Annotated in this window: 16 protein-coding genes and 7 tRNA genes; 16 read left to right on the forward strand and 7 right to left on the reverse strand. The window is 46.8% G+C overall.

Annotation, left to right across the window (positions count from 1 at the left end):
* Nucleotides 1-38 precede the first annotated feature (38 nt).
* Together SDEN_RS04185 and SDEN_RS04190 are read left to right on the forward strand one after the other, a co-directional pair.
* The gene (locus SDEN_RS04185) at nucleotides 39-296 is read left to right on the forward strand and encodes a hypothetical protein (protein WP_041405665.1); all 258 of its coding nucleotides are present in this window, start codon (nucleotides 39-41) and stop codon (nucleotides 294-296) included.
* On the forward strand, nucleotides 289-2,046 hold the full coding sequence (locus SDEN_RS04190; RefSeq protein ID WP_011495263.1) for a GGDEF domain-containing protein: 1,758 nt from the start codon (nucleotides 289-291) through the stop codon (nucleotides 2,044-2,046). The genes SDEN_RS04185 and SDEN_RS04190 overlap by 8 nt, the downstream gene beginning before the upstream one ends.
* Nucleotides 2,047-2,251: 205 nt before the next feature.
* Here SDEN_RS04190 and SDEN_RS20145 read toward each other — a convergent pair whose 3' ends face one another.
* From SDEN_RS20145 to SDEN_RS04225, 7 genes are all read right to left on the reverse strand, one after another.
* Nucleotides 2,252-2,410 (reverse strand): YqaE/Pmp3 family membrane protein, encoded by a 159-nt coding sequence (locus tag SDEN_RS20145; RefSeq protein ID WP_011495264.1) that lies wholly within the window; start codon nucleotides 2,408-2,410, stop codon nucleotides 2,252-2,254.
* A 187-nt stretch (nucleotides 2,411-2,597) separates the two neighbouring features.
* The gene (gene lnt / locus SDEN_RS04200; protein WP_011495265.1) at nucleotides 2,598-4,223 is read right to left on the reverse strand and encodes an apolipoprotein N-acyltransferase; all 1,626 of its coding nucleotides are present in this window, start codon (nucleotides 4,221-4,223) and stop codon (nucleotides 2,598-2,600) included.
* Nucleotides 4,224-4,226: 3 nt separating this feature from the next.
* The gene (gene corC, locus SDEN_RS04205; protein ID WP_011495266.1) at nucleotides 4,227-5,105 is read right to left on the reverse strand and encodes a CNNM family magnesium/cobalt transport protein CorC; all 879 of its coding nucleotides are present in this window, start codon (nucleotides 5,103-5,105) and stop codon (nucleotides 4,227-4,229) included.
* Between the two features lie 46 nt (nucleotides 5,106-5,151).
* Nucleotides 5,152-5,613 (reverse strand): rRNA maturation RNase YbeY, encoded by a 462-nt coding sequence (gene ybeY, locus SDEN_RS04210; RefSeq protein ID WP_011495267.1) that lies wholly within the window; start codon nucleotides 5,611-5,613, stop codon nucleotides 5,152-5,154.
* The gene (locus SDEN_RS04215; RefSeq protein ID WP_041405666.1) at nucleotides 5,603-6,676 is read right to left on the reverse strand and encodes a PhoH family protein; all 1,074 of its coding nucleotides are present in this window, start codon (nucleotides 6,674-6,676) and stop codon (nucleotides 5,603-5,605) included. Before SDEN_RS04215 ends, ybeY begins: the two co-directional genes overlap by 11 nt.
* A 165-nt stretch (nucleotides 6,677-6,841) precedes the next feature.
* The gene (miaB, locus tag SDEN_RS04220; protein WP_011495269.1) at nucleotides 6,842-8,266 is read right to left on the reverse strand and encodes a tRNA (N6-isopentenyl adenosine(37)-C2)-methylthiotransferase MiaB; all 1,425 of its coding nucleotides are present in this window, start codon (nucleotides 8,264-8,266) and stop codon (nucleotides 6,842-6,844) included.
* Between the two features lie 93 nt (nucleotides 8,267-8,359).
* Complete coding sequence (locus SDEN_RS04225) at nucleotides 8,360-8,746, reverse strand: hypothetical protein (RefSeq protein WP_011495270.1); 387 nt, start codon at nucleotides 8,744-8,746, stop codon at nucleotides 8,360-8,362.
* Between the two features lie 227 nt (nucleotides 8,747-8,973).
* On the opposite strand from SDEN_RS04225, the gene SDEN_RS04230 reads away from it, so the two are divergent.
* From SDEN_RS04230 to SDEN_RS04295, 14 genes are all read left to right on the forward strand, one after another.
* Nucleotides 8,974-10,209, forward strand: a complete 1,236-nt coding sequence (locus SDEN_RS04230) for an FAD-dependent oxidoreductase (RefSeq protein ID WP_011495271.1) — start codon at nucleotides 8,974-8,976, stop codon at nucleotides 10,207-10,209.
* Nucleotides 10,210-10,301: 92 nt separating this feature from the next.
* Nucleotides 10,302-10,889 carry an aminoacyl-tRNA hydrolase gene (pth, locus tag SDEN_RS04235; protein WP_011495272.1) on the forward strand — a complete coding sequence of 196 codons (588 nt, stop codon included), beginning with the start codon at nucleotides 10,302-10,304 and terminating at the stop codon, nucleotides 10,887-10,889.
* 90 nt (nucleotides 10,890-10,979) lie between these two features.
* Complete coding sequence (ychF, locus tag SDEN_RS04240; protein ID WP_011495273.1) at nucleotides 10,980-12,071, forward strand: redox-regulated ATPase YchF; 1,092 nt, start codon at nucleotides 10,980-10,982, stop codon at nucleotides 12,069-12,071.
* Nucleotides 12,072-12,449: 378 nt separating this feature from the next.
* Nucleotides 12,450-12,526 (forward strand) — tRNA-Met (locus tag SDEN_RS04245).
* A 154-nt stretch (nucleotides 12,527-12,680) separates the two neighbouring features.
* Nucleotides 12,681-12,765 (forward strand) — tRNA-Leu (locus SDEN_RS04250).
* Between the two features lie 48 nt (nucleotides 12,766-12,813).
* Nucleotides 12,814-12,888, forward strand: a tRNA-Gln gene (locus SDEN_RS04255).
* 30 nt (nucleotides 12,889-12,918) lie between these two features.
* A tRNA-Gln gene (locus SDEN_RS04260) sits at nucleotides 12,919-12,993 on the forward strand.
* Nucleotides 12,994-13,011: 18 nt separating this feature from the next.
* Nucleotides 13,012-13,088 (forward strand) — tRNA-Met (locus tag SDEN_RS04265).
* A gap of 93 nt (nucleotides 13,089-13,181) precedes the next feature.
* A tRNA-Leu gene (locus SDEN_RS04270) sits at nucleotides 13,182-13,266 on the forward strand.
* Between the two features lie 114 nt (nucleotides 13,267-13,380).
* Nucleotides 13,381-13,455, forward strand: a tRNA-Gln gene (locus SDEN_RS04275).
* Nucleotides 13,456-14,142: 687 nt separating this feature from the next.
* Nucleotides 14,143-14,490: a hypothetical protein gene (locus SDEN_RS04280; RefSeq protein ID WP_157599829.1), complete on the forward strand. Its 348-nt coding sequence runs from the start codon at nucleotides 14,143-14,145 to the stop codon at nucleotides 14,488-14,490.
* A 41-nt stretch (nucleotides 14,491-14,531) separates the two neighbouring features.
* Nucleotides 14,532-15,341 carry a subclass B1 metallo-beta-lactamase SHD-1 gene (locus tag SDEN_RS04285; protein ID WP_011495276.1) on the forward strand — a complete coding sequence of 270 codons (810 nt, stop codon included), beginning with the start codon at nucleotides 14,532-14,534 and terminating at the stop codon, nucleotides 15,339-15,341.
* A gap of 193 nt (nucleotides 15,342-15,534) precedes the next feature.
* Nucleotides 15,535-16,827, forward strand: a complete 1,293-nt coding sequence (locus SDEN_RS04290) for an O-acetylhomoserine aminocarboxypropyltransferase/cysteine synthase family protein (protein ID WP_011495277.1) — start codon at nucleotides 15,535-15,537, stop codon at nucleotides 16,825-16,827.
* Between the two features lie 190 nt (nucleotides 16,828-17,017).
* Nucleotides 17,018-19,204: an OsmC domain/YcaO domain-containing protein gene (locus SDEN_RS04295; protein WP_011495278.1), complete on the forward strand. Its 2,187-nt coding sequence runs from the start codon at nucleotides 17,018-17,020 to the stop codon at nucleotides 19,202-19,204.
* Nucleotides 19,205-19,303 lie beyond the last annotated feature (99 nt).

Here is a 19,303-nt window from a genome sequence, read left to right on the forward strand (position 1 = left end):
TTTTCACAATAAATTAGAACAAAAAAAAGGAACTCACTATGAAGCCTACAATTCAATTTCTTGCCCAAATGGGCAGCGATGCCATGCTGCAAGCTGCAGATGCAATTAATCACGCCGAGCTGCCAGCCCATATCAAAGCTATGATCCAAGCTAATGATATAGAAGCGCTAAAAGCTGAGCTGGATGTGGTTAGCGATATTGTTTGTGCATTCGCTCCTGCAGAAGATGACAATGAGCAAAGTGAAAACGAACAGGAACAAAATCCATCTAAGAGTGAAATTGCTGCTTGTGCTTAAAAAACTGTGGTTCTTGTTAACGGCTTGGTGCCTTTGCTTCCAAGCCGTTGCTAATTACTCGGATGAAGAATGCTGTCAAGCTCAGCTAAAAGCTGCTGATGAAATTCGCTCTAGTGATTCGCTTGATTTCGGCCAAAAACTTAAAGCAATAAGTGAACAAAGCACATCACTTAATGATAATGAAGCAGATTATTTTAAATATCTCCAAGCTTATGAATTTATTTTTAAAGGTGATTTTCAAGAGGCTCTTAAGATTTTTGAAGAGCTATCGCATGCTGCAGTTAATTCAGACATAAAATTTCGTTCTATGTTGTCGCTCATTAATGCTTATGCAATACAACGACGCTGGAATGAAGGTTTATTGGTATTGAATAATGTTTTGAGCTTACTCCCTTCTATTGGCAATCAAGACATCAAAGGGCAAAGCTTGATGGTTGCTAGCATTTTCTACAACCAATTGGGTCAGCATGAATTAGGTCTTGAGTACAGTGATCGTTTAAAGCAAGGGCATATCGATCCCAGGAGTATATGTTTTGCTGAACAGCTTAAGTTTGAAGCTGTGTTGCAATTGAAGCGTTCGCCAGAGGAATTAGACGAAACTTATAATAAAGGCATGCGGCAATGTGAAATTGCGGGAGAAAAAGTACTTCAGGCAATTATTATTAAGTTGTACGCCGAATATTTGCTAGAAACGTTGTTGAAACCTCAAGATGCGAAAGCATTGTTGGATGAACATGAAGCGTTGGTGCTCTCGGCAAAATACGCCCCGATCATAGCGATTTATCAGAGTCTTATCGCCAAAGCCAATTGGCAAGTGGGCGACAAGGAAGCGGCCTTTGACATTGCCAGCTCGCTGTCTATTAACCCAGCCTCTATGGCCACCCTTGAAGCGCAAATTCGCGCCCAGCAAGTCCTGTATGATTATTACTTAGATAAAGGCGATACTGCTAAGGCGCTAGAGGCCTATATCAAATACGCCGAGGCCGAAAAGGCCAATCTGGATGAAGTCAAAACTAAGACCCTAGCCTTTCAAATGGCTCAGCATCAGAGCCTAGAGCAGCAGAATCGCATCGCCTTGCTCGATGAACAGAATAAATTTCTCACAGTGCAGCAGCAACTGGACAAGGCCGAAGCCTTCAATAACCGTTTATTCATTGTCGTGCTCCTGTGCATCGCCTTGGGCCTTGGGACTTGGGGTTGGCATTCATGGAAGAACCAGCAACGTTTGCGTCAATTGGCCGAGTATGATGGCCTCACTGGGCTGTTTAGCCGCGGTCACTTTACCCAAGTGGCCTTGAGCGCTGTGGATTATGCCAAAGCGCTCAAGGCGCCGATCAGCTGCATCTTATTGGATATAGACAAGTTTAAATGCATTAACGACACCTTTGGCCATGCCACGGGAGATTGGGCGTTAAGGGCCGTGGCGCAAATGTGCCGGGAACTGTGCCGTGAGCATGAAATTATTGGCCGCATAGGGGGGGAAGAAATTTGCTTCCTGCTGCCTGAATGCCATCAAGACAACGCCAGCCAGTTAGCCCAAAGCTTGCGTCAAGGCTTAACTCAGTTGGACACCAGTGCCAGCGGGCATAAGTTTGACTTAAGTGGCAGTTTTGGGGTCAGTTGTTCGACCATCTCAGGTTATAAATTGGATAAATTGATGCAACACGCCGACAACGCCATGTACCAGTCCAAGCATGCTGGCCGTAATCGTGTGCAGGTTTACCATAGTGAGCTAAAAGTCAGTGTTTAAGGTTTTAGTTGTACAGCGTTAGCGGTAATGAGTGGTCAATCCTCTTGGGGGCGGGCATAGAGGCTAAATAACACTAAATAACGAAAAGAAAACAGCGGTTTAATTGACTGCCTAGGTTTAGGCCCGCCGCATGGGCGGGTAAATGCCTAAACAAAGGCTAATATTTAAAAAAGCTAAGATTTTCAAAAGCTAAGGCTTTCAAAGATTAGCGCTTAGCTATCACCCATACCGCGTGCACTATGCCTGGAATATAGCCCAGCAAGGTCAAGATGATATTGATCCAAAAGTCCCTGCCTATGCCGACTTGTAAGAACACACCCAGAGGCGGGATAAAGATAGCGATTAAAATCCGTATTAAGTCCATAATTCTCTCCGGTTAACAGTCTGTAACGATAAACAAGGCCACATTAGGCATCTTATAGCATTGAGCATTGAGCATTGAGCATTGAAAATGGAATGGTCACAGCTGTTAGCCTAACCGCTGTTAGCCATTTATACCAATTGTATGGATAATTTGTCCATGTAGCGGGCTTATGGCATTCACTTTTCAATCACCTTCCTTGGCGTCTGATAATAGCGGCCCCTAGGGCTATCAATGCTGATAGCCATAGCAATGGGGCTTGGCCAATGCGATGGAACCAAGTTTGCCCTGTGACCAAGACGACCTCGGCCCGTAATACCCCAGTTTCAAATTGTGGCAGTTTGGCTTGAATAACCCCAAGGTGATCGACCACGGCGGTAACGCCATTGTTGGTGCCGCGAAGCAGCGGTCTGCCCATTTCTATGGCGCGCATCTGGGCAATTTCCATGTGTTGCAATGGCCCATTGGAACTGCCAAACCAGGCATCGTTGGAAACCGTTAACAGCATGTCAGTATCATCATTGACGTTGGCGCGTACCTGTTCAGGGAAGACAATTTCATAGCAAATCGCTGGGCTAATTTGATAACCCACAGCATTTAAGTTGGGCTGTAAATAGTCACCGCGGGTAAAAGATGACATGGGTAAATTGAACAGCGGCGCGATGGGGCGCAATAAATCGCCGAAGGGCACAAATTCGCCTATGGGCAGCAAGTGATGCTTTTTAAATTCATTTCGGCCCTTGTTTGCCTCAGGTTCAACACCAACACCAACACCAACACCAACATCAGCTTGGATATTGGCAGAGATATAATCACCGCTTTCTTGCACGGCTTCATTATGATTACCTAATACTATCAATGAATTATAGAAGTCTTTGTTTCTATGACTGATAATGCCGGTAATGATGGCGCTGTCATGCATGTTGGCCACTTGATTGGCATTGGCAAGAAAGTCACCCACTAGAGATTCTGGGGCAGGAATGGCCGCTTCGGGCCAAATAATAATCTCGGCGTCGAAGTTTGTGCGGGTCAAATCCATGTATTTAAGCATGGTGGGCCACAGCGCATCGGGCTGCCATTTCATGCTCTGGGCAATATTGCCTTGCACTAGGGCAACCTTGACGGTTTCACCACTGGGGCTTGTTTGCTCAAGCTTTGGGGTAAGCCAAGTACAAAGGGCTAACACTGCAAGAATAACCATACAGGGTAATAGCTGGCTGAGGGATTTTGGCCGGGCGCAGGCATAAGCAAGGCTTGCGGCAACCAGCGCAATCACAAAACTTAAGCCTAAGGCGCCTATGACACTGGCAAGGGCACTCAAGGGCCCTTGGGTCTGGCTGTAACCTGCCCACAGCCAAGGAAACCCTGTCATCACCCAGCCACGCAGCCACTCAGTGAGTACCCATAGGGCGGGAAATAAGGCTAAATTACTAAGTTTGCCAATGCTGGTGTTTTTGTGACTCTCAAGCCTTGCCATTAAGTAACCGGCAAGGGCGGGATAGAGCGCCAAATACAAGGCCAGCAATGCCATTAAACTCATGGAGACGATAAGTGGCATGCCGCCGAAGGTATCTATGCTGACATGCACCCAGCTAATGCCAAATACAAAACTGCCAAAACCGAAACAGAGCCAGTGGTTAAAGGCTTGCTTGGGGCTTAAGTTTTTCCCTAAAAATAGGCTGAGCCCAAGGGCGATAGGGTAGATTATCCAAAAGCCGTAAGGGGCGAAGGCTAAGGCAGTGCTGGCACCGGCTGCAAAAGCCGATACCAGTCTTATAAGGCCCTGTTTAGGGCCTAACGTGGGGAGTGTTTGCACAGATTAAATGCCGAGTTCTTCAGTATTATTGGGATCGGGCAGTTTGACCCTAAGCTGGATCAAACGGCGATTGTCAGCGTTGGTGATTTTAAATTCAATATTGTCTATGACTATGATTTCATTACGCTCTGGCAAATGGCCAAAGGCATGAGAAATTAATCCACCGACGGTATCGAATTCTTCATCGCTAAATTGAGTGCCGCAGGCATCATTGAAATCATCGATGGGGGTCAAGGCTTTGACCATAAAGACAGTATTGCTTATCCGCTTGATTTCAGTGTCTTCGGCCGAGCTGTGATCGAATTCATCTTCGATCTCACCGACGATTTCTTCAAGAATATCTTCGATGGTCACAAGACCCGACACGCCGCCGTATTCATCGACAACGATGGCCATGTGGTAACGCTGAGAGCGGAATTCTTTTAGCAGTACATCAACACGCTTGCTTTCGGGGACAACCACGGCGGGGCGGATCACTTTCTCGATGGAGAAATCTTCGCCGGCATGGTTAAAGCCGTATTTAATCAAATCTTTAGCAAGTAGTATGCCTTCGATATGATCTTTGTCTTCATTGACAACGGGAAAGCGGGAATGGGCAGAGTTGATGACAGTGTCGAGTAATTCTTCGACGCTGCTGTTAATTTGTATAGTCACAATTTGTGAGCGGGGGATCATGATATCCCGAACCCTAAGATCTGATACTTCTAACACGCCTTTGATCATTTCTCGGGTATCTTCAGTGATGAGATCGCGCATTTCGGCGCCATCGATCACGTCGACTAAATCTTCACGGTTTTGAGGTTCGCCTTGAAATAACTGACCAACACGTTCGAACCAGTTTTTCTTGTAGGCGTTTGTACTCGGGGGGTTGTCATCGCTCATAGTAATTTTCTAAACCTGTGTTGCCTTAGGCAAAACGTGAGTTTATTTATGCTTCCTTATAGGGATTTGAAAAACCTAAGCCTTCAATAAGTTGAGTCTCTAATGACTCCATTTCTTCGGCTTCTTGGTCGATAATATGGTCATAACCCAGCAAATGCAAGCAGCCGTGAATAACCATGTGAGCCCAGTGGGCTTGAAGAGGTTTATTTTGCTCAAGCGCCTCTTGTTCTACCACGGCAACGCAGATCACCAGATCCCCAAGCAGTGGTAGCTCCATGCCTGGCGGCGCCTCAAAAGGGAAGGACAACACATTGGTGGGTTTGTCCTTTCCTCGATAGTCATGATTTAAGCTCTGGCTTTCGGCAATTTCAACCAAACGTATGGTGAGCTCGGCCGTGTCTAAGGTGTTACCCAAGGCGGTTCTCACCCAAGTTTCAAAATCGGCTTGGCTTGGCAGTTGATTGCTGTCTACCGCTATTTGTAAATCTAGGTCGAGACTAAGACTCATGGCTGGGGTTTTCCTGCGTGGTTTGGGCTTGCAGCCTTTGTTGCTGAAACTTGTAATTGGCTTCTTTTTCGGCCTTGATGATTTGTTCTTGCTGCTCAAATGCCTCGTAGGCTTCGACAATCTTGGCAACAATAGGGTGACGGACAACATCTTGGGCTACGAAGAAGTTAAAGCTGATGTCGGGCACTTGGCTTAATACTTCGATGGCGTGTCTAAGGCCAGACTTTTGGCTTCGAGGTAAGTCAATTTGGGTAATGTCGCCGGTGATCACAGTGCGGGAATTAAAGCCTATGCGAGTCAAAAACATCTTCATCTGCTCAACTGTGGTGTTCTGGCTTTCATCGAGAATAATAAAGGCATCATTTAAGGTGCGGCCACGCATGTAGGCCAGTGGTGCCACTTCAATCACCCCGCGCTCGATAAGCTTCTCGACCTTTTCAAAGCCCATCATCTCAAACAGCGCATCGTAAAGTGGCCGCAGATACGGGTCGACCTTCTGGCTTAAATCCCCAGGCAGGAAACCGAGTTTTTCGCCGGCTTCAACTGCAGGACGGGTCAGCAAAATTCGGCGCACTTCTTGGCGCTCATAGGCATCCACAGCAGCGGCGACGGCAAGGTAGGTTTTACCTGTGCCAGCAGGGCCAATGCCAAAGCTGATGTCATGGCGGCTGATATTGTGCATATACAGGCTTTGATTGGGGGTGCGCGGCTTTATCACCCCGCGCTTGGTCTTGATGTTTAAGCCTAAGTCATCGATGCCGTCATCTGCCTCTAATGAAACCGCTTCTTGAATGGCCAGATGCACCATCTCAGGCTCTAAGTCCGGCGTGCTGCCTTTAACTGTTTGAGTCTCGATATACAATTGCTTTAATAGATTGTTAGCGTTAAGTGCGTTTCTAGGTAGGCCAACAATAGTAAAGTGATTGTTTTTATGTATTATTTCAACGCCTAGGCGACGTTCCATCTGTTTAACGTTATCATCAAATGGGCCACATAAAGAGGCGAGGCGGCGCGTATCGGAAGGTTCAAGATACAGGTTCATCGTGGTGACTTTGGTGGACAAATAAGACTCCAAAACGGGTTTCATTAGCAATTAAAAACAGTGTACGTTCGTCTACTGGGAAATACCAGTGCCCGAGGCGCACAAGTGGCGCAAAAAGAAAAGGCGATGTAATAGAAAAGGCGACAACGCCGCCTTTTGATTACACAGATGAATAGACCCGTTAGCCTATGGGGTAAACTGGGTGACGCCTAACACATCATCTTGCTTATGTTTAGCCAAGATATCCGCTGGACGTAAACTGCGACGTAAATCCATCTCAGCTTCACCACGGATAAAGATACCCCGAAGTGAGTTGGTGTATACGTCGACAATTTCCACATCAACAAAACTGCCGATGTGAGTGTGCGGCGCTTCAAAATTCACCACACGGTTGTTTTCTGTGCGACCGCGTAGCTCCATTGGGTTTTTAACCGAGGGGCCTTCAACCAGAATACGCTGCACTGTGCCTAACATCTGGCGGCTGTAGCGCATGGCTTGTTGAGTGATGCGGTCTTGCAAGATGGCCAGGCGCTGCTTTTTCTCTTCATCGCTGACATCATCGGGCAGATCCGCAGCTGGTGTGCCTGGGCGTGCCGAATAGATAAAGCTAAAGCTGTGATCAAAGGCCACATCTTCAATCAGTTTCATGGTGTCGGCGAAGTCTTCAGCGCTTTCACCTGGGAAGCCGATGATAAAATCAGAGCTGATTTGAATGCCTTCGCGGGCCTTACGCAGACGACGGATAATCGATTTATATTCGATAGCCATGTGGCCACGTTTCATCTGAGTCAGAATTCTGTCTGAGCCTGATTGAACCGGTAAATGCAGGAAGCTCACCAATTCAGGGGTGTCTTCGTAGACATCGATAATGTCTTGGGTAAATTCAATCGGGTGACTGGTGGTGAAACGAATGCGGTCGATACCGTCAATGCTGGCAACCAGACGCAATAACTCGGCGAAAGTACAGATTTGGTCGTCATGGGTTGCACCGCGGTAGGCGTTGACGTTTTGACCTAATAGGTTCACTTCACGCACGCCTTGCTCGGCAAGTTGAGCGATTTCAAGAATAATATCATCCTGAGGACGGCTGACTTCTTCACCGCGGGTATATGGCACTACACAGAATGAGCAGTATTTGCTACAGCCTTCCATAATAGACACAAACGCAGTTGGGCCGTCGGCGCGTGGCTCTGGCAGGCGATCGAACTTCTCGATTTCAGGGAAGCTCACATCGATAACGACTTTTTCGCCGCGCTGGACTTGATCTATCATTTCAGGCAAACGGTGCAAGGTTTGCGGGCCAAAGATGATATCTACGCATTGGGCACGGTCTTTAATGGCTTTGCCTTCTTGAGACGCCACACAGCCACCGACACCAATGATTAAACCTGGCTTTTTATCTTTCAATGTTTTCCAGCGACCAAGCTGGTGGAATACCTTCTCTTGCGCCTTTTCGCGGATCGAGCAAGTGTTCAGCAGCAATACGTCTGCTTCTGTTGCATCGTCGGTCAAGGTGTAGCCTTGATATTCGTCTAACAAATCCGCCATTTTGGATGAGTCATACTCATTCATTTGGCAGCCCCAGGTTTTAATATGTAGTTTTTTACTCATCAGTTCGCCGTTCCAGTACCACAGTAAAAATAGCGCAATATTTTAACTGCTGTTCGGCGCGCTGGCTAGCACTCATGCTGCTTTATTCGGCTTTTATTGTGCGGCCTGCAATACCCGCTTTTTATCTAAGTGTTTATTTTCAGCGGTCAAGACAGCGGAACCACTTGTTAATCGGCCAAATTCTACCGCCATGGCTAGGTTTTGACTGCGCACATACTGATGGTTTTTTTGTTCTAGGCTAGCGTGGAAGTCGGCCAGCATTTCAGTGGTTCTTAGGTATAATGCGTATTCGAAAGGGGTGCGATTACCCACGGCTATCCTTTCCATCACACTGGCTGGGGTCGAGGTCGCCTGGGCGCTGACAAAGTCGGCGTTGACAGTAAATGCACTTAGGGCTGCAGTCAATCCTAGGGTGATGGCAAAGCCTGTGGTTTTACAGGCGCGTATTAAGGTAGAACTTGAGCTTGATAAGGTATTCATACTATTCTCTCTCCTTTTGGCCTATCAGATTAAAAAGTGACTCGTTCACAGTTGGACTGATTTACGATGGATTGAGTATAAATGCCTCATTGAGTGAATTGCTGATGGGCTTGTAAGTAAGTGTGAGTAAAAGCGGGATTGGTTACATTTGCTCACCCTTGGCCTATTTTGGACATGTTTATACACAGTTTTGGTTACATTTAGAGAGCCGCTAAACGGAGCACACTATGCAAGATGGACGGGGGCAAGATGGACAGGGACAAGACGAACAAGGCCAGGCTTTAGAGCGCCAAGTGGTCGATGTTATCGTTATTGGCGGTGGCATGGTGGGCGCGGCAACGGCGCTTGGGCTGGGTCAGCTTGGGCTTAAAGTGGCCTTGGTAGAGTCTCGAAGACCCCAGGCTTATGATCCCAGCCAAGCGCTAGATTTAAGAGTCAGCGCCATCAATATTGCCTCTGAGCAACTGCTTAGCCGTTTAGGGGCAATGGATCAATTGAAACAGTGGCGCCATGCTCCCTACCTTGGGCTTGAAACCTGGGAAATGCCAGACTGCATCACACGCTTTCACGCAAAAGATATTAACGTCCCTCACTTAGGTTACTTCTTCGAGAATCGGCTTATTCAGTTATCCCTGTGGCAGCAGATAGCACAGTTAAGTCAGCTGAGCCTGCATTGCCCGAGCAAGGTGAAGCAAATTAGCCGCAGCCATGACGATAGCATTTACGTGAGCCTTGATGATGGCACTGAACTTGAGGCTAAATTATTGGTCGGCGCCGATGGGGCCAACTCCCAAGTGCGCCAGTGGGCAGGTATAGGCGTAACGGGTTGGGATTACGCACAAGCGGCCATGCTGATTAATATTGATACCAAGGCTCCCCAGCAAGATATCACCTGGCAACACTTTACTCCCCAAGGGCCGCGCAGCTTACTGCCGCTGCCTGGCAATCATGCCTCCCTTGTTTGGTACGATGATGCTAACCGCATTAGTCAACTAATGCAGCTGAATCATGAGCAATTGGCTGAGCAAATCAGAGCCCATTTTCCCAGCCGCCTAGCGCCAGAGTTTAGTGTCAGCGCCCGCGGCAGTTTCCCACTGACTCGCAGACATGCCCAAGCGTATTATCAAGCTAATCTTGTGATTTTAGGGGATGCGGCCCACACCATTAACCCGTTAGCTGGGCAGGGAGTCAATATAGGTTTTAAGGATGTGGACGCCTTATTGAACACGCTTGCCAGCGCCATAGGCGAGGGGGAAATATGGTGGCAGCTTGATACCTTGGCGAAATACCAGCAAGTAAGGCGAGCTGAAAATCGCTTGATGATGACGGCAATGGACGGGTTTTACAGCGCCTTTAGCAATGATTTATTGCCCCTTAAACTCTTACGTAATGGCTTGTTGAAAGTGGCGAATATCGACTCTCCCATTAAACGGCGAGTCCTGAAGCATGCCTTGGGGCTCTAATGATATGAAATGACGATTTGTTGCTAAGGGCTTTGAGTGCTAAAATGCCGCGCTTTTGATATTACCGCCCTAATGACTAGATTTGAGTGCCAATGAGCAATATAAAACTTATCGTCGGATTGGCTAATCCCGGCGCCGAATACGCCCAGACTCGACATAATGCGGGTGCCTGGTATGTGCATGAATTGGCCCGAGTCTGCAATGTTACCTTAGTGCCAGAGAGTAAATATTACGGTTTGGCGGCGAGAGCCACGCTACATGGCCGGGATGTACGCTTGCTTATTCCAGCGACTTTTATGAATTTAAGCGGCAAGTCAGTGGCGGCATTAGCAAACTTTTTTCGCATCTTGCCAGAAGAAATCTTAGTGGCTCATGATGAATTAGACATAGAGCCTGGGGTTGCCAAATTTAAACTTGGCGGCGGTCATGGCGGTCACAACGGCCTTAAAGACATCATAGCTCAGATGGGGAACGATAAAGGCTTTCACCGTTTGCGCATTGGCATAGGCCATCCAGGCGACAAGAATAAAGTCAGCGGCTATGTACTAGGTAAAGCTCCTGCCAGTGAGCAAGAAAAAATGGATGCGGCAATCGATGAGGCCGTGCGCGCCACTGAAATATTATTTAAACAAGACATGGTGAAAGCCATGAACAGATTACACAGTTTTAAAGCCGAATAGCCTTGCGAAAGCCATAAGCTTCGGCATTAATTAAACATTGACACTTTTACCAAATCATTTGGTCAATCACTTTTATAGAAAGGTACAGATATGGGTTTTAAATGCGGCATTGTTGGTCTACCAAACGTGGGTAAATCGACCCTGTTTAATGCACTGACACAAGCGGGTATCGAGGCGGCAAACTTTCCGTTTTGTACTATTGAGCCAAACACAGGCGTAGTGCCAGTGCCGGATCCGCGTTTAGACGCGTTAGCCGCCATTGTGAACCCACAGCGTGTGATCCCGACCTCGATGGAGTTTGTGGACATCGCAGGCTTAGTGGCTGGCGCCTCTAAAGGTGAAGGTCTGGGTAACAAGTTCCTGGCTAACATCCGCGAAACCGACGCAATCGGTCACGTGGTTCGCTGCTTTGAAGACCCTAATATCGTTCACGTGGCGAACAAGGTCGACCCTGCTGGCGATATCGAAGTGATCAACACAGAATTGGCCTTAGCGGACCTTGATAGCCTTGAGCGCGCCGTGTTCAGACAGCAAAAGAAAGCCAAAGGTGGCGATAAAGACGCTAAGTTTGAAATTGAGGTGCTAGAGAAAATGCGCCCAACCTTGGATGAAGCGAAAATGCTGCGTTCATTAGACTTAAGCAAAGAAGAGTTGGCGGCTGTGGCCTACCTTAACTTCTTAACCTTAAAGCCAACCATGTATATTGCAAACGTAGCCGAAGATGGGTTTGAAAATAACCCGCATCTTGATGCGGTTCGCGCCATTGCTGCCACTGAGAATGCCGTCGTCGTTGCCGTATGTGCCGCTATCGAATCTGAGCTTGCCGAAATGGAGGCCGATGAGCGTGATGAATTTATGGCTGACTTAGGCATAGAAGAGCCAGGTCTTGACCGGGTTATTCGCGCCGGTTACTCGCTACTTAATCTGCAAACCTACTTTACCGCTGGGGTAAAAGAAGTGCGTGCTTGGACTGTGCCAATCGGCGCCAGTGCCCCTCAAGCCGCCGGCGTTATTCACACTGACTTTGAGCGCGGCTTTATTCGTGCTCAAGTGATGGCCTATGACGACTTTATTACCTATAAAGGTGAAGCGGGCGCTAAAGATGCAGGCAAGCTTAAAGTGGAAGGCAAAACTTATATCGTTAAAGACGGCGATGTGATGCACTTCCTGTTCAACGTATAAGTTCAACGTATAAGTTCAACGTATAAGTTCAACGTATAAGCTTAATGTGTAAGTTTGACCTATAAGCGCAGGCTGACTGTTTTAGACCTTAAGAGAGTTAGGCTAAGCGTATTGCGTTGAAATTGAAAAATGGGCCTTGATGACTAATATGATTAGCATCAGGCCCATTTTTTCTTCCAGTGTCGTCAAAAATGGCTGAATTTGTCGATTCGGTAAACATTTTGCTGAAGTTATAGGCGAACGCTCCACGAATAGAAAAATAGCGAAAAAAAGCTGTTGACCTAGATACCTCGAATAAGCATAATACGCCCCGTTCCTCGCAGTGAGGTAGGATAAGTTTCTTGCTAAACTTACAGGGCAAAAAAGAAATACTGAAGTGGCAATATAGCTCAGCTGGTTAGAGCACAGCACTCATAATGCTGGGGTCGCAGGTTCAAGTCCCGCTATTGCTACCATTTCTTCATCTGCTCAGATGTTAAACGAGTGAAGTGAAGTTGTTAGGTAGGGCAAGTCCCGGCTTTAATGGCTATCATTTCTTCATCTTCTCAGATGTAAAATGAGATTTAGCGACAAGCTATTCATCTTCTCAGATGTAAAGTGAGATGTTGTGCGGGAGTGGTGAAATTGGTAGACACGCCAGATTTAGGTTCTGGTGCCGCAAGGTGTGAGAGTTCAAGTCTCTCCTCCCGTACCATTTATTAGAAAGGCTGGCTTAGGCGGGTTTTTCAAAAAAGTTTGCTGTTGGGGTATCGCCAAGCGGTAAGGCACTGGGTTTTGATCTCAGCATACCTAGGTTCGAATCCTAGTACCCCAGCCACTTTTTGTTGTACTGTTAGATAGAGATTATTGGGGTATCGCCAAGCGGTAAGGCACTGGGTTTTGATCTCAGCATACCTAGGTTCGAATCCTAGTACCCCAGCCAACTTTTGTTGTAAAATGTGGCAATGTAGCTCAGCTGGTTAGAGCACAGCACTCATAATGCTGGGGTCGCAGGTTCAAGTCCCGCCATTGCTACCATATTTTATGGCAGAGATGGCAAGACTGACCACTATCTAATAAGTCAAAGTTTACTCTTTATCGAAAAGAGTATACTCTGAGTTCAAATTTGATGCGGGAATGGTGAAATTGGTAGACACGCCAGATTTAGGTTCTGGTGCCGCGAGGTGTGAGAGTTCAAGTCTCTCTTCCCGTACCATCAAATTTTAGCTTAACACTCTGTTATAATTCTTTATTTCCTTTTGCAGTAAGATTCGTTAGAATCAAACCCAATAGTATTAAAACAAATTAAGTGTTTAGCACAACTTACAATTGGGGTATCGCCAAGCGGTAAGGCACTGGGTTTTGATCTCAGCATACCTAGGTTCGAATCCTAGTACCCCAGCCAAATTCTGAAAAGCCCGTCTCAATAGAGACGGGCTTTTTGCTTTGTGTCATTTCACTTTTATGTATAGCACTCACTTTTTCATTTATATCTCAAAGTGCTCTCCGCCATTGTACTGGCGTTACGAGTGGCGCCGACTTTTTTCCTGTAAGAAGATATCCCTATGGACTAGGGTGTAGAATTCCTGCTGCACTAACGTGATAGAAGAGCACTAGAACAACTCGAGCCATTTTGTCCAACCCCCTCCCATTAGCATCGGAGTTGCCATTAAGTTCTTAAAAAGTCTATCCATAACAACCGATTATCCTAAGAGTGTTGTAAAAAACAACTACCGAAGCAAAGCAAATTCCTATAGCATGAAGCCTACCAATTAATCTGGATGTGGCATCGGCCATATTTGGGAATGAGTCAACAGGCGATTTATGCCTGGAAAGCAGCACAAGGCATCAATCCTAGACACTATGAGTCTTGAGATAAGAGTATGAATGAGCACAGGGATGCAAGTGAAAGACTGACTTTTGAGGGTATTCATAATTCTGTGTCAGGTGAGTTTCATTAGACGACTAAAGTCCTTGAAATTTGTTTAAAAAAACCATGCCATCCAGCGTAACGCTATAACAAGGCTAGTTTTTCTGTATCTCATCGGGCATGCTGTCTGTATTGGATAAAAACCGCTTGTGGGTCGTGTTTATGATGACTATTTCACTTATCTTCCTTATTGGGTACTTGCTATTGGCTGGGGTGGCTTGGTTTAATGCCAGCCGTCGTGGCAGCTTGCATTGGTGCGATCTCAGTGCGCCAGTACTCATCCCCCTATTTTGGGTGGCTTTAGTGGTGGCGGGTGTCGGCCATCAAAGTTTGACGCATCTGATTGAAATCCCCATCTTGCTCGGCATCATCGCGCTACTGCTGAACATTCGGGTGTTCGTCATCGACGCAATACAAACCAATACCAAGCTCAATGCTTATATCGTCCTGGGATTAGGCCTAATAAGTGTTTTGTTGGTTCGTAGTTTTATGCCTTTTCTTGCGGAATGAAGCAGAATAAAGTTCAATAAATCAGTATTATGGAGTTCAACATGGAGTTTTCAAGAATGATGTTAAATCTAGTGCGCAAGGTGTTCACTACGGGGCCCAGAGTGCTCAGTGTTGTCAGCTTGCTAAGTGTTAACGTATTAGGCATAAACTTGGCACAGGCTGTGACTAGCGAGGAAAGCGTACCGAAATTTAGCATTGAGCCATTAGCCAATAATGTGTATTTGCACCAGTCCTTTCAACAGACTGAAAGTTTTGGCCTAGTCGGCGCCAATGGCTTAGTGGTGATTAATGAGGGAAAGGCCTTTATCGTCGATACCCCTTGGTCTGAAAGTGACACTGCGGTGCTGGTTGATTGGATTAAAGAACAAGGTTATCAATTGGTTGGCAGTGTATCAACTCACTCACATGAAGACAGAACAGCAGGCATAGGCTGGCTCAATGCTCACAGTATTCCGACATTTGCCTCTGAATTAACCAATCAGATTTTAAAAGAATCGGAAAAGCCGCTGGCAAGCCATCCTTTTGCACTGCCACAGGCGAGTTTGTTTGATGGCCAGCTGGAGGCATTTTATCCCGGTGGTGGGCATGCGCTAGATAATTTAGTGGTCTGGTTGCCTAAATCAAATATTCTCTTTGGCGGCTGTTTAGTTCGCAGCTTAGACTCAACAAGCCTAGGCTACACGGGAGAAGCGGTGTTAGAACAATGGCCGACATCTGCGATGAAAGTGCTCGCTAAATTCCCTGATGTAGAACTTGTGGTGCCAGGCCATGGTGAGCCTGGTGATAAACAGCTGTTAATTCACACAAAGGCTTTGGCCGAATCTGGGGCGAAGCAAGCGTCAGCTAAATAAAGCAGGAATATGGAAAAGCAGTAATACGAATTAGCTTTGGACATCTAGATGGCTATTTGTTAGATTTGCACTTAAGTCATTAGGGCTTGAATTCAAAGGTTGAATTCAAGCCCTAATTTAATCACTAGCAGCTTAAACACAAGCGGCTTTAGTACAAGCTAATAAAACACCAATAGCATAAGAGGATGGCGCAATGAAACTTGAATCACTGGCACTGCATTTCGGCTATACATCAGAGGCAAGCACTAAGGCTGCGGCTGTCCCCATCTATCAGACCACCTCTTATACCTTCGATGATACCCAGCATGGTGCCGATTTATTCGACCTGAAAGTGGCGGGTAACATCTATACCCGCATCATGAATCCCACCACAGACGTGTTAGAGCAGCGCCTTGCCGCCATCGAAGGTGGCATAGGGGCGCTTGCAGTGGCGTCTGGCATGGCCGCTATCACTTATGCTATCGCGGCACTGACACAAGTCGGCGACAATATTGTCAGTACCAGTCAGCTCTATGGCGGTACCTATAATTTATTTGCCCATACCTTGCCGCGCCAAGGGGTTGAAGTACGCATGGCAGCCTTCGATGCCTTCGATGAGCTGGAAGCGCTAATTGATGATAAAACCAAGGCACTTTTTTGTGAGTCTATCGGTAACCCCGCGGGGAATATTGTCGACCTGCAAGCCTTAGCCGAGATAGCTCACCGTCATGGGGTGCCGTTAATCGTTGATAATACAGTGGCGACTCCAGTATTGTGCCGCCCCTTCGAGCATGGCGCCGATATTGTTATCCATTCATTAACTAAGTACATAGGCGGTCACGGCACCACGATTGGCGGGGCGATTATTGACTCGGGTAAGTTTGATTGGGTTGCCAACAAAGACAGGTTTGCCCTGCTTAATGAACCTGACCCATCCTACCACGGAGTTGTTTATACCCAGGCCTTTGGCCCTGCGGCGTTTATCGGCCGTTGCCGAGTTGTCCCCTTAAGAAATACTGGCGCAGCACTTGCGCCCCATAGTGCCTTTTTATTGTTGCAAGGCTTGGAAACCTTGAGCCTTAGGATGGAGCGCCATTGCAGTAATGCCTTAGCCTTAGCCCAATATTTACAGCAGCACCCCAATGTCAGCTGGGTTAATTATGGCGCCTTAGAAAACAGCCCTTATAAAGACAATTGCAATAAAATTACCTCAGGTCAGGCGTCGGGGATCGTGAGCTTTGGCATTAAGACTCAAGCGAATCAAAACAGTACAGTTGCCGGTGGGCGCTTTATCGATGCCCTTAAGATGATTTTAAGGTTAGTGAATATTGGTGATGCTAAATCCCTCGCCTGTCACCCAGCAAGCACGACTCATCGGCAGCTTAGCCCCGAGGAATTAGCCAAAGCTGGCGTGAGTGAGGATTTAATTCGTATTTCAGTGGGTATAGAGCACATAGACGACATCATAGCCGATGTTGAACAGGCCCTCGCCGCTAGCGTAAGCTAAAGCTTTAAGTAAGCGTCTACCTCTATAACGAAAGCCATAACAAAAGGCGCCTACGGGCGCTTTATTCATCAATCTGCTAATTAACCCAAGACTATTGGGCCAAAAACACCGATAATTCCCCTCAATAATTTGGCTCGCCGATATGGCGCTTAGCAGCCGACTCTAGATATAAAGCAATGGGTACAAAGTAATGGAAATCAAAGTTAACTTTCTCGACAATCTTAGACTTGAAGCCAAGTTTGATGATTTCACCGTCACCGCCGATCAGCCCATCCGCTACAAAGGCGATGGTTCAGCGCCTAGCCCCTTTGATTATTTCCTCGCATCCTCAGCTCTGTGCGCCGCCTATTTCATCAAGGTGTACTGCAAGGCTAGGGATATTTCCACTGAAAATATTAAGCTGTCCCAGAACAACATTGTCGATCCCGAAGACAGATACAACCAGATATTCCAAATTCAAGTTGAACTGCCTGATGATATTTCTGATAAAGACAGGGAAGGCATACTGCGTTCAATCGATCGCTGTACAGTGAAAAAAGTGATCCAAACCGGGCCTGAATTTAACGTCGAAACCGTTGAAAACTTAAGTGCCGACGCCAATGCCATGTTAATGGGGTCTAGCGACCAAGACGCCAGTACCTTTATTCTAGGTAAAGACTTACCCCTAGAGCAGACCATAGCCAACATGACCGCCATGCTTGCCGAGCTTGGGATGAAGATAGAAATATCCTCATGGCGTAACATAGTGCCTAATGTCTGGTCGCTGCATATTCGTGATGCGGCCTCGCCCATGTGTTTCACTAACGGTAAAGGCGCCAGCAAAGAAAGCGCATTATGTTCGGCACTTGGTGAGTTTATTGAGCGTCTTAATAATAACTTTTTCTATAATGATCAATTCTTTGGCACTGAGATTGCCAACAGCGAATTTGTTCATTACCCCAATGAAAAATGGTTCCCATTAGAAGATGACGACGCCCTGCCAGCAGGCATGTTAGATGACTACTGTTTAGAGATTTACAATCAAGATGACGAGCTTCAAGGCTCGCACCTGATTGATACCAACTCAGGCAACCGTGAGCGCGGTATTTGCGCCATTCCTTATAAGAGAAAATCTGATGGGCAGACAGTGTATTTCCCATCAAACCTGATTGAAAACTTATTCCTAAGTAACGGCATGAGCGCGGGTAATAACCTGCAAGAAGCCGAGGTGCAGTGCTTATCGGAAATCTTTGAGCGGGCGGTGAAACGCCAAATTATCGAGCAAGAAATTGTCCTGCCTGACGTGCCCATGAGCGTGCTTGAGAAATACCCTAGCATTTTAGCCGGCATCAAGGGGTTGGAGGAGCAGGGCTTTCCAATCGTGGTGAAAGATGCCTCATTGGGCGGGCAATTCCCTGTGATGTGCGTCACTTTGATGAATCCAAGAACCGGCGGTGTATTCGCCTCTTTCGGTGCTCATCCAAGCTTTGAAGTGGCACTAGAGCGCAGCCTGACTGAGTTATTGCAAGGGCGCAGCTTTGAAGGCTTAAACGATGTGCCTAAGCCCACCTTTAACAGCATGGCGGTGACAGAACCTGAGAACTTTGTTGAGCACTTTATCGACTCAACTGGGGTGATTTCGTGGCGATTCTTTAGCAGCAAGCATGACTATGATTTCTGCGAATGGGATTTTTCAGGCACTAGCGAAGAGGAAGCCAAGGGCTTATTCGCCATCTTAGAAGCCATGGGCAAGGAAGTGTATATCGCCGAATTTACTGAGCTTGGCGCCAGTGCTTGCCGTATGTTAGTTCCCGATTATTCTGAAGTGTACCCAGTGGATGACCTTATTTGGGACAACACCAATAAAGCGTTACTCTACCGTGAAGACATCCTAAACCTGCATTCACTGAGCACTAAAGCCTTGGTGAAGTTAGTCAATCGTTTAGAAGAGAGCCAGCTGGATAACCACACGGATATCCGCACCTTAATTGGCATCGTATTCGATGAGAATACGGTTTGGGGTAAGCTTACGATAATCGAGCTTAAGATAATGATTTATCTTGCACTTGGCTCACATGAAGATGCCATAGAGCTGGTGGGCGAATTCCTGCAGTTTAATGACAATACCGTCCAGCGGGGCTTGTTCTATCAAGCGGTGAGCGCCGTACTTGAAGTCACCTTAGATGAAGATCTCGAGCTTGAGCACTTTATCGAAAGCTTTAACAGAATGTATGGCAAAGACGTCATGGATAATGTCGTCGGTTCAGTCAATGGCACGGTACGTTTTTATGGCCTCACCAAGACCAGCATGCAACTTGAAGGCATAGAGCCGCATTTACGCTTGATAGAAAGCTATAAAAAGCTCCATCAAGCCCGCAAAATCAAAGCTGGCTTGTAATATGGTTAATATTAGAAATGTCGCTATGTGAGTCATCAGTAGTTAGTGAAACGTGCTGAGTCGTACTAGTGACATGCAGTAAATCAAAAGTGAACCTTG

This window comes from Shewanella denitrificans OS217, assembly GCF_000013765.1.
GTDB lineage: Bacteria > Pseudomonadota > Gammaproteobacteria > Enterobacterales > Shewanellaceae > Shewanella > Shewanella denitrificans.

Coding starts and splice junctions, on each gene's coding strand:
- SDEN_RS04185 (WP_041405665.1), top strand. CDS start 39: ATGAAGCCTACAATTCAATTTCTTGCCCAAATGGGCAGCGATGCCATG.
- SDEN_RS20145 (WP_011495264.1), bottom strand. CDS start 2,410: ATGGACTTAATACGGATTTTAATCGCTATCTTTATCCCGCCTCTGGGT.
- corC (WP_011495266.1), bottom strand. CDS start 5,105: ATGAGCGATGACAACCCCCCGAGTACAAACGCCTACAAGAAAAACTGG.
- ybeY (WP_011495267.1), bottom strand. CDS start 5,613: ATGAGTCTTAGTCTCGACCTAGATTTACAAATAGCGGTAGACAGCAAT.
- miaB (WP_011495269.1), bottom strand. CDS start 8,266: ATGAGTAAAAAACTACATATTAAAACCTGGGGCTGCCAAATGAATGAG.
- SDEN_RS04225 (WP_011495270.1), bottom strand. CDS start 8,746: ATGAATACCTTATCAAGCTCAAGTTCTACCTTAATACGCGCCTGTAAA.
- SDEN_RS04230 (WP_011495271.1), top strand. CDS start 8,974: ATGCAAGATGGACGGGGGCAAGATGGACAGGGACAAGACGAACAAGGC.
- pth (WP_011495272.1), top strand. CDS start 10,302: ATGAGCAATATAAAACTTATCGTCGGATTGGCTAATCCCGGCGCCGAA.
- ychF (WP_011495273.1), top strand. CDS start 10,980: ATGGGTTTTAAATGCGGCATTGTTGGTCTACCAAACGTGGGTAAATCG.
- SDEN_RS04280 (WP_157599829.1), top strand. CDS start 14,143: ATGATGACTATTTCACTTATCTTCCTTATTGGGTACTTGCTATTGGCT.
- SDEN_RS04285 (WP_011495276.1), top strand. CDS start 14,532: ATGGAGTTTTCAAGAATGATGTTAAATCTAGTGCGCAAGGTGTTCACT.
- SDEN_RS04290 (WP_011495277.1), top strand. CDS start 15,535: ATGAAACTTGAATCACTGGCACTGCATTTCGGCTATACATCAGAGGCA.
- SDEN_RS04295 (WP_011495278.1), top strand. CDS start 17,018: ATGGAAATCAAAGTTAACTTTCTCGACAATCTTAGACTTGAAGCCAAG.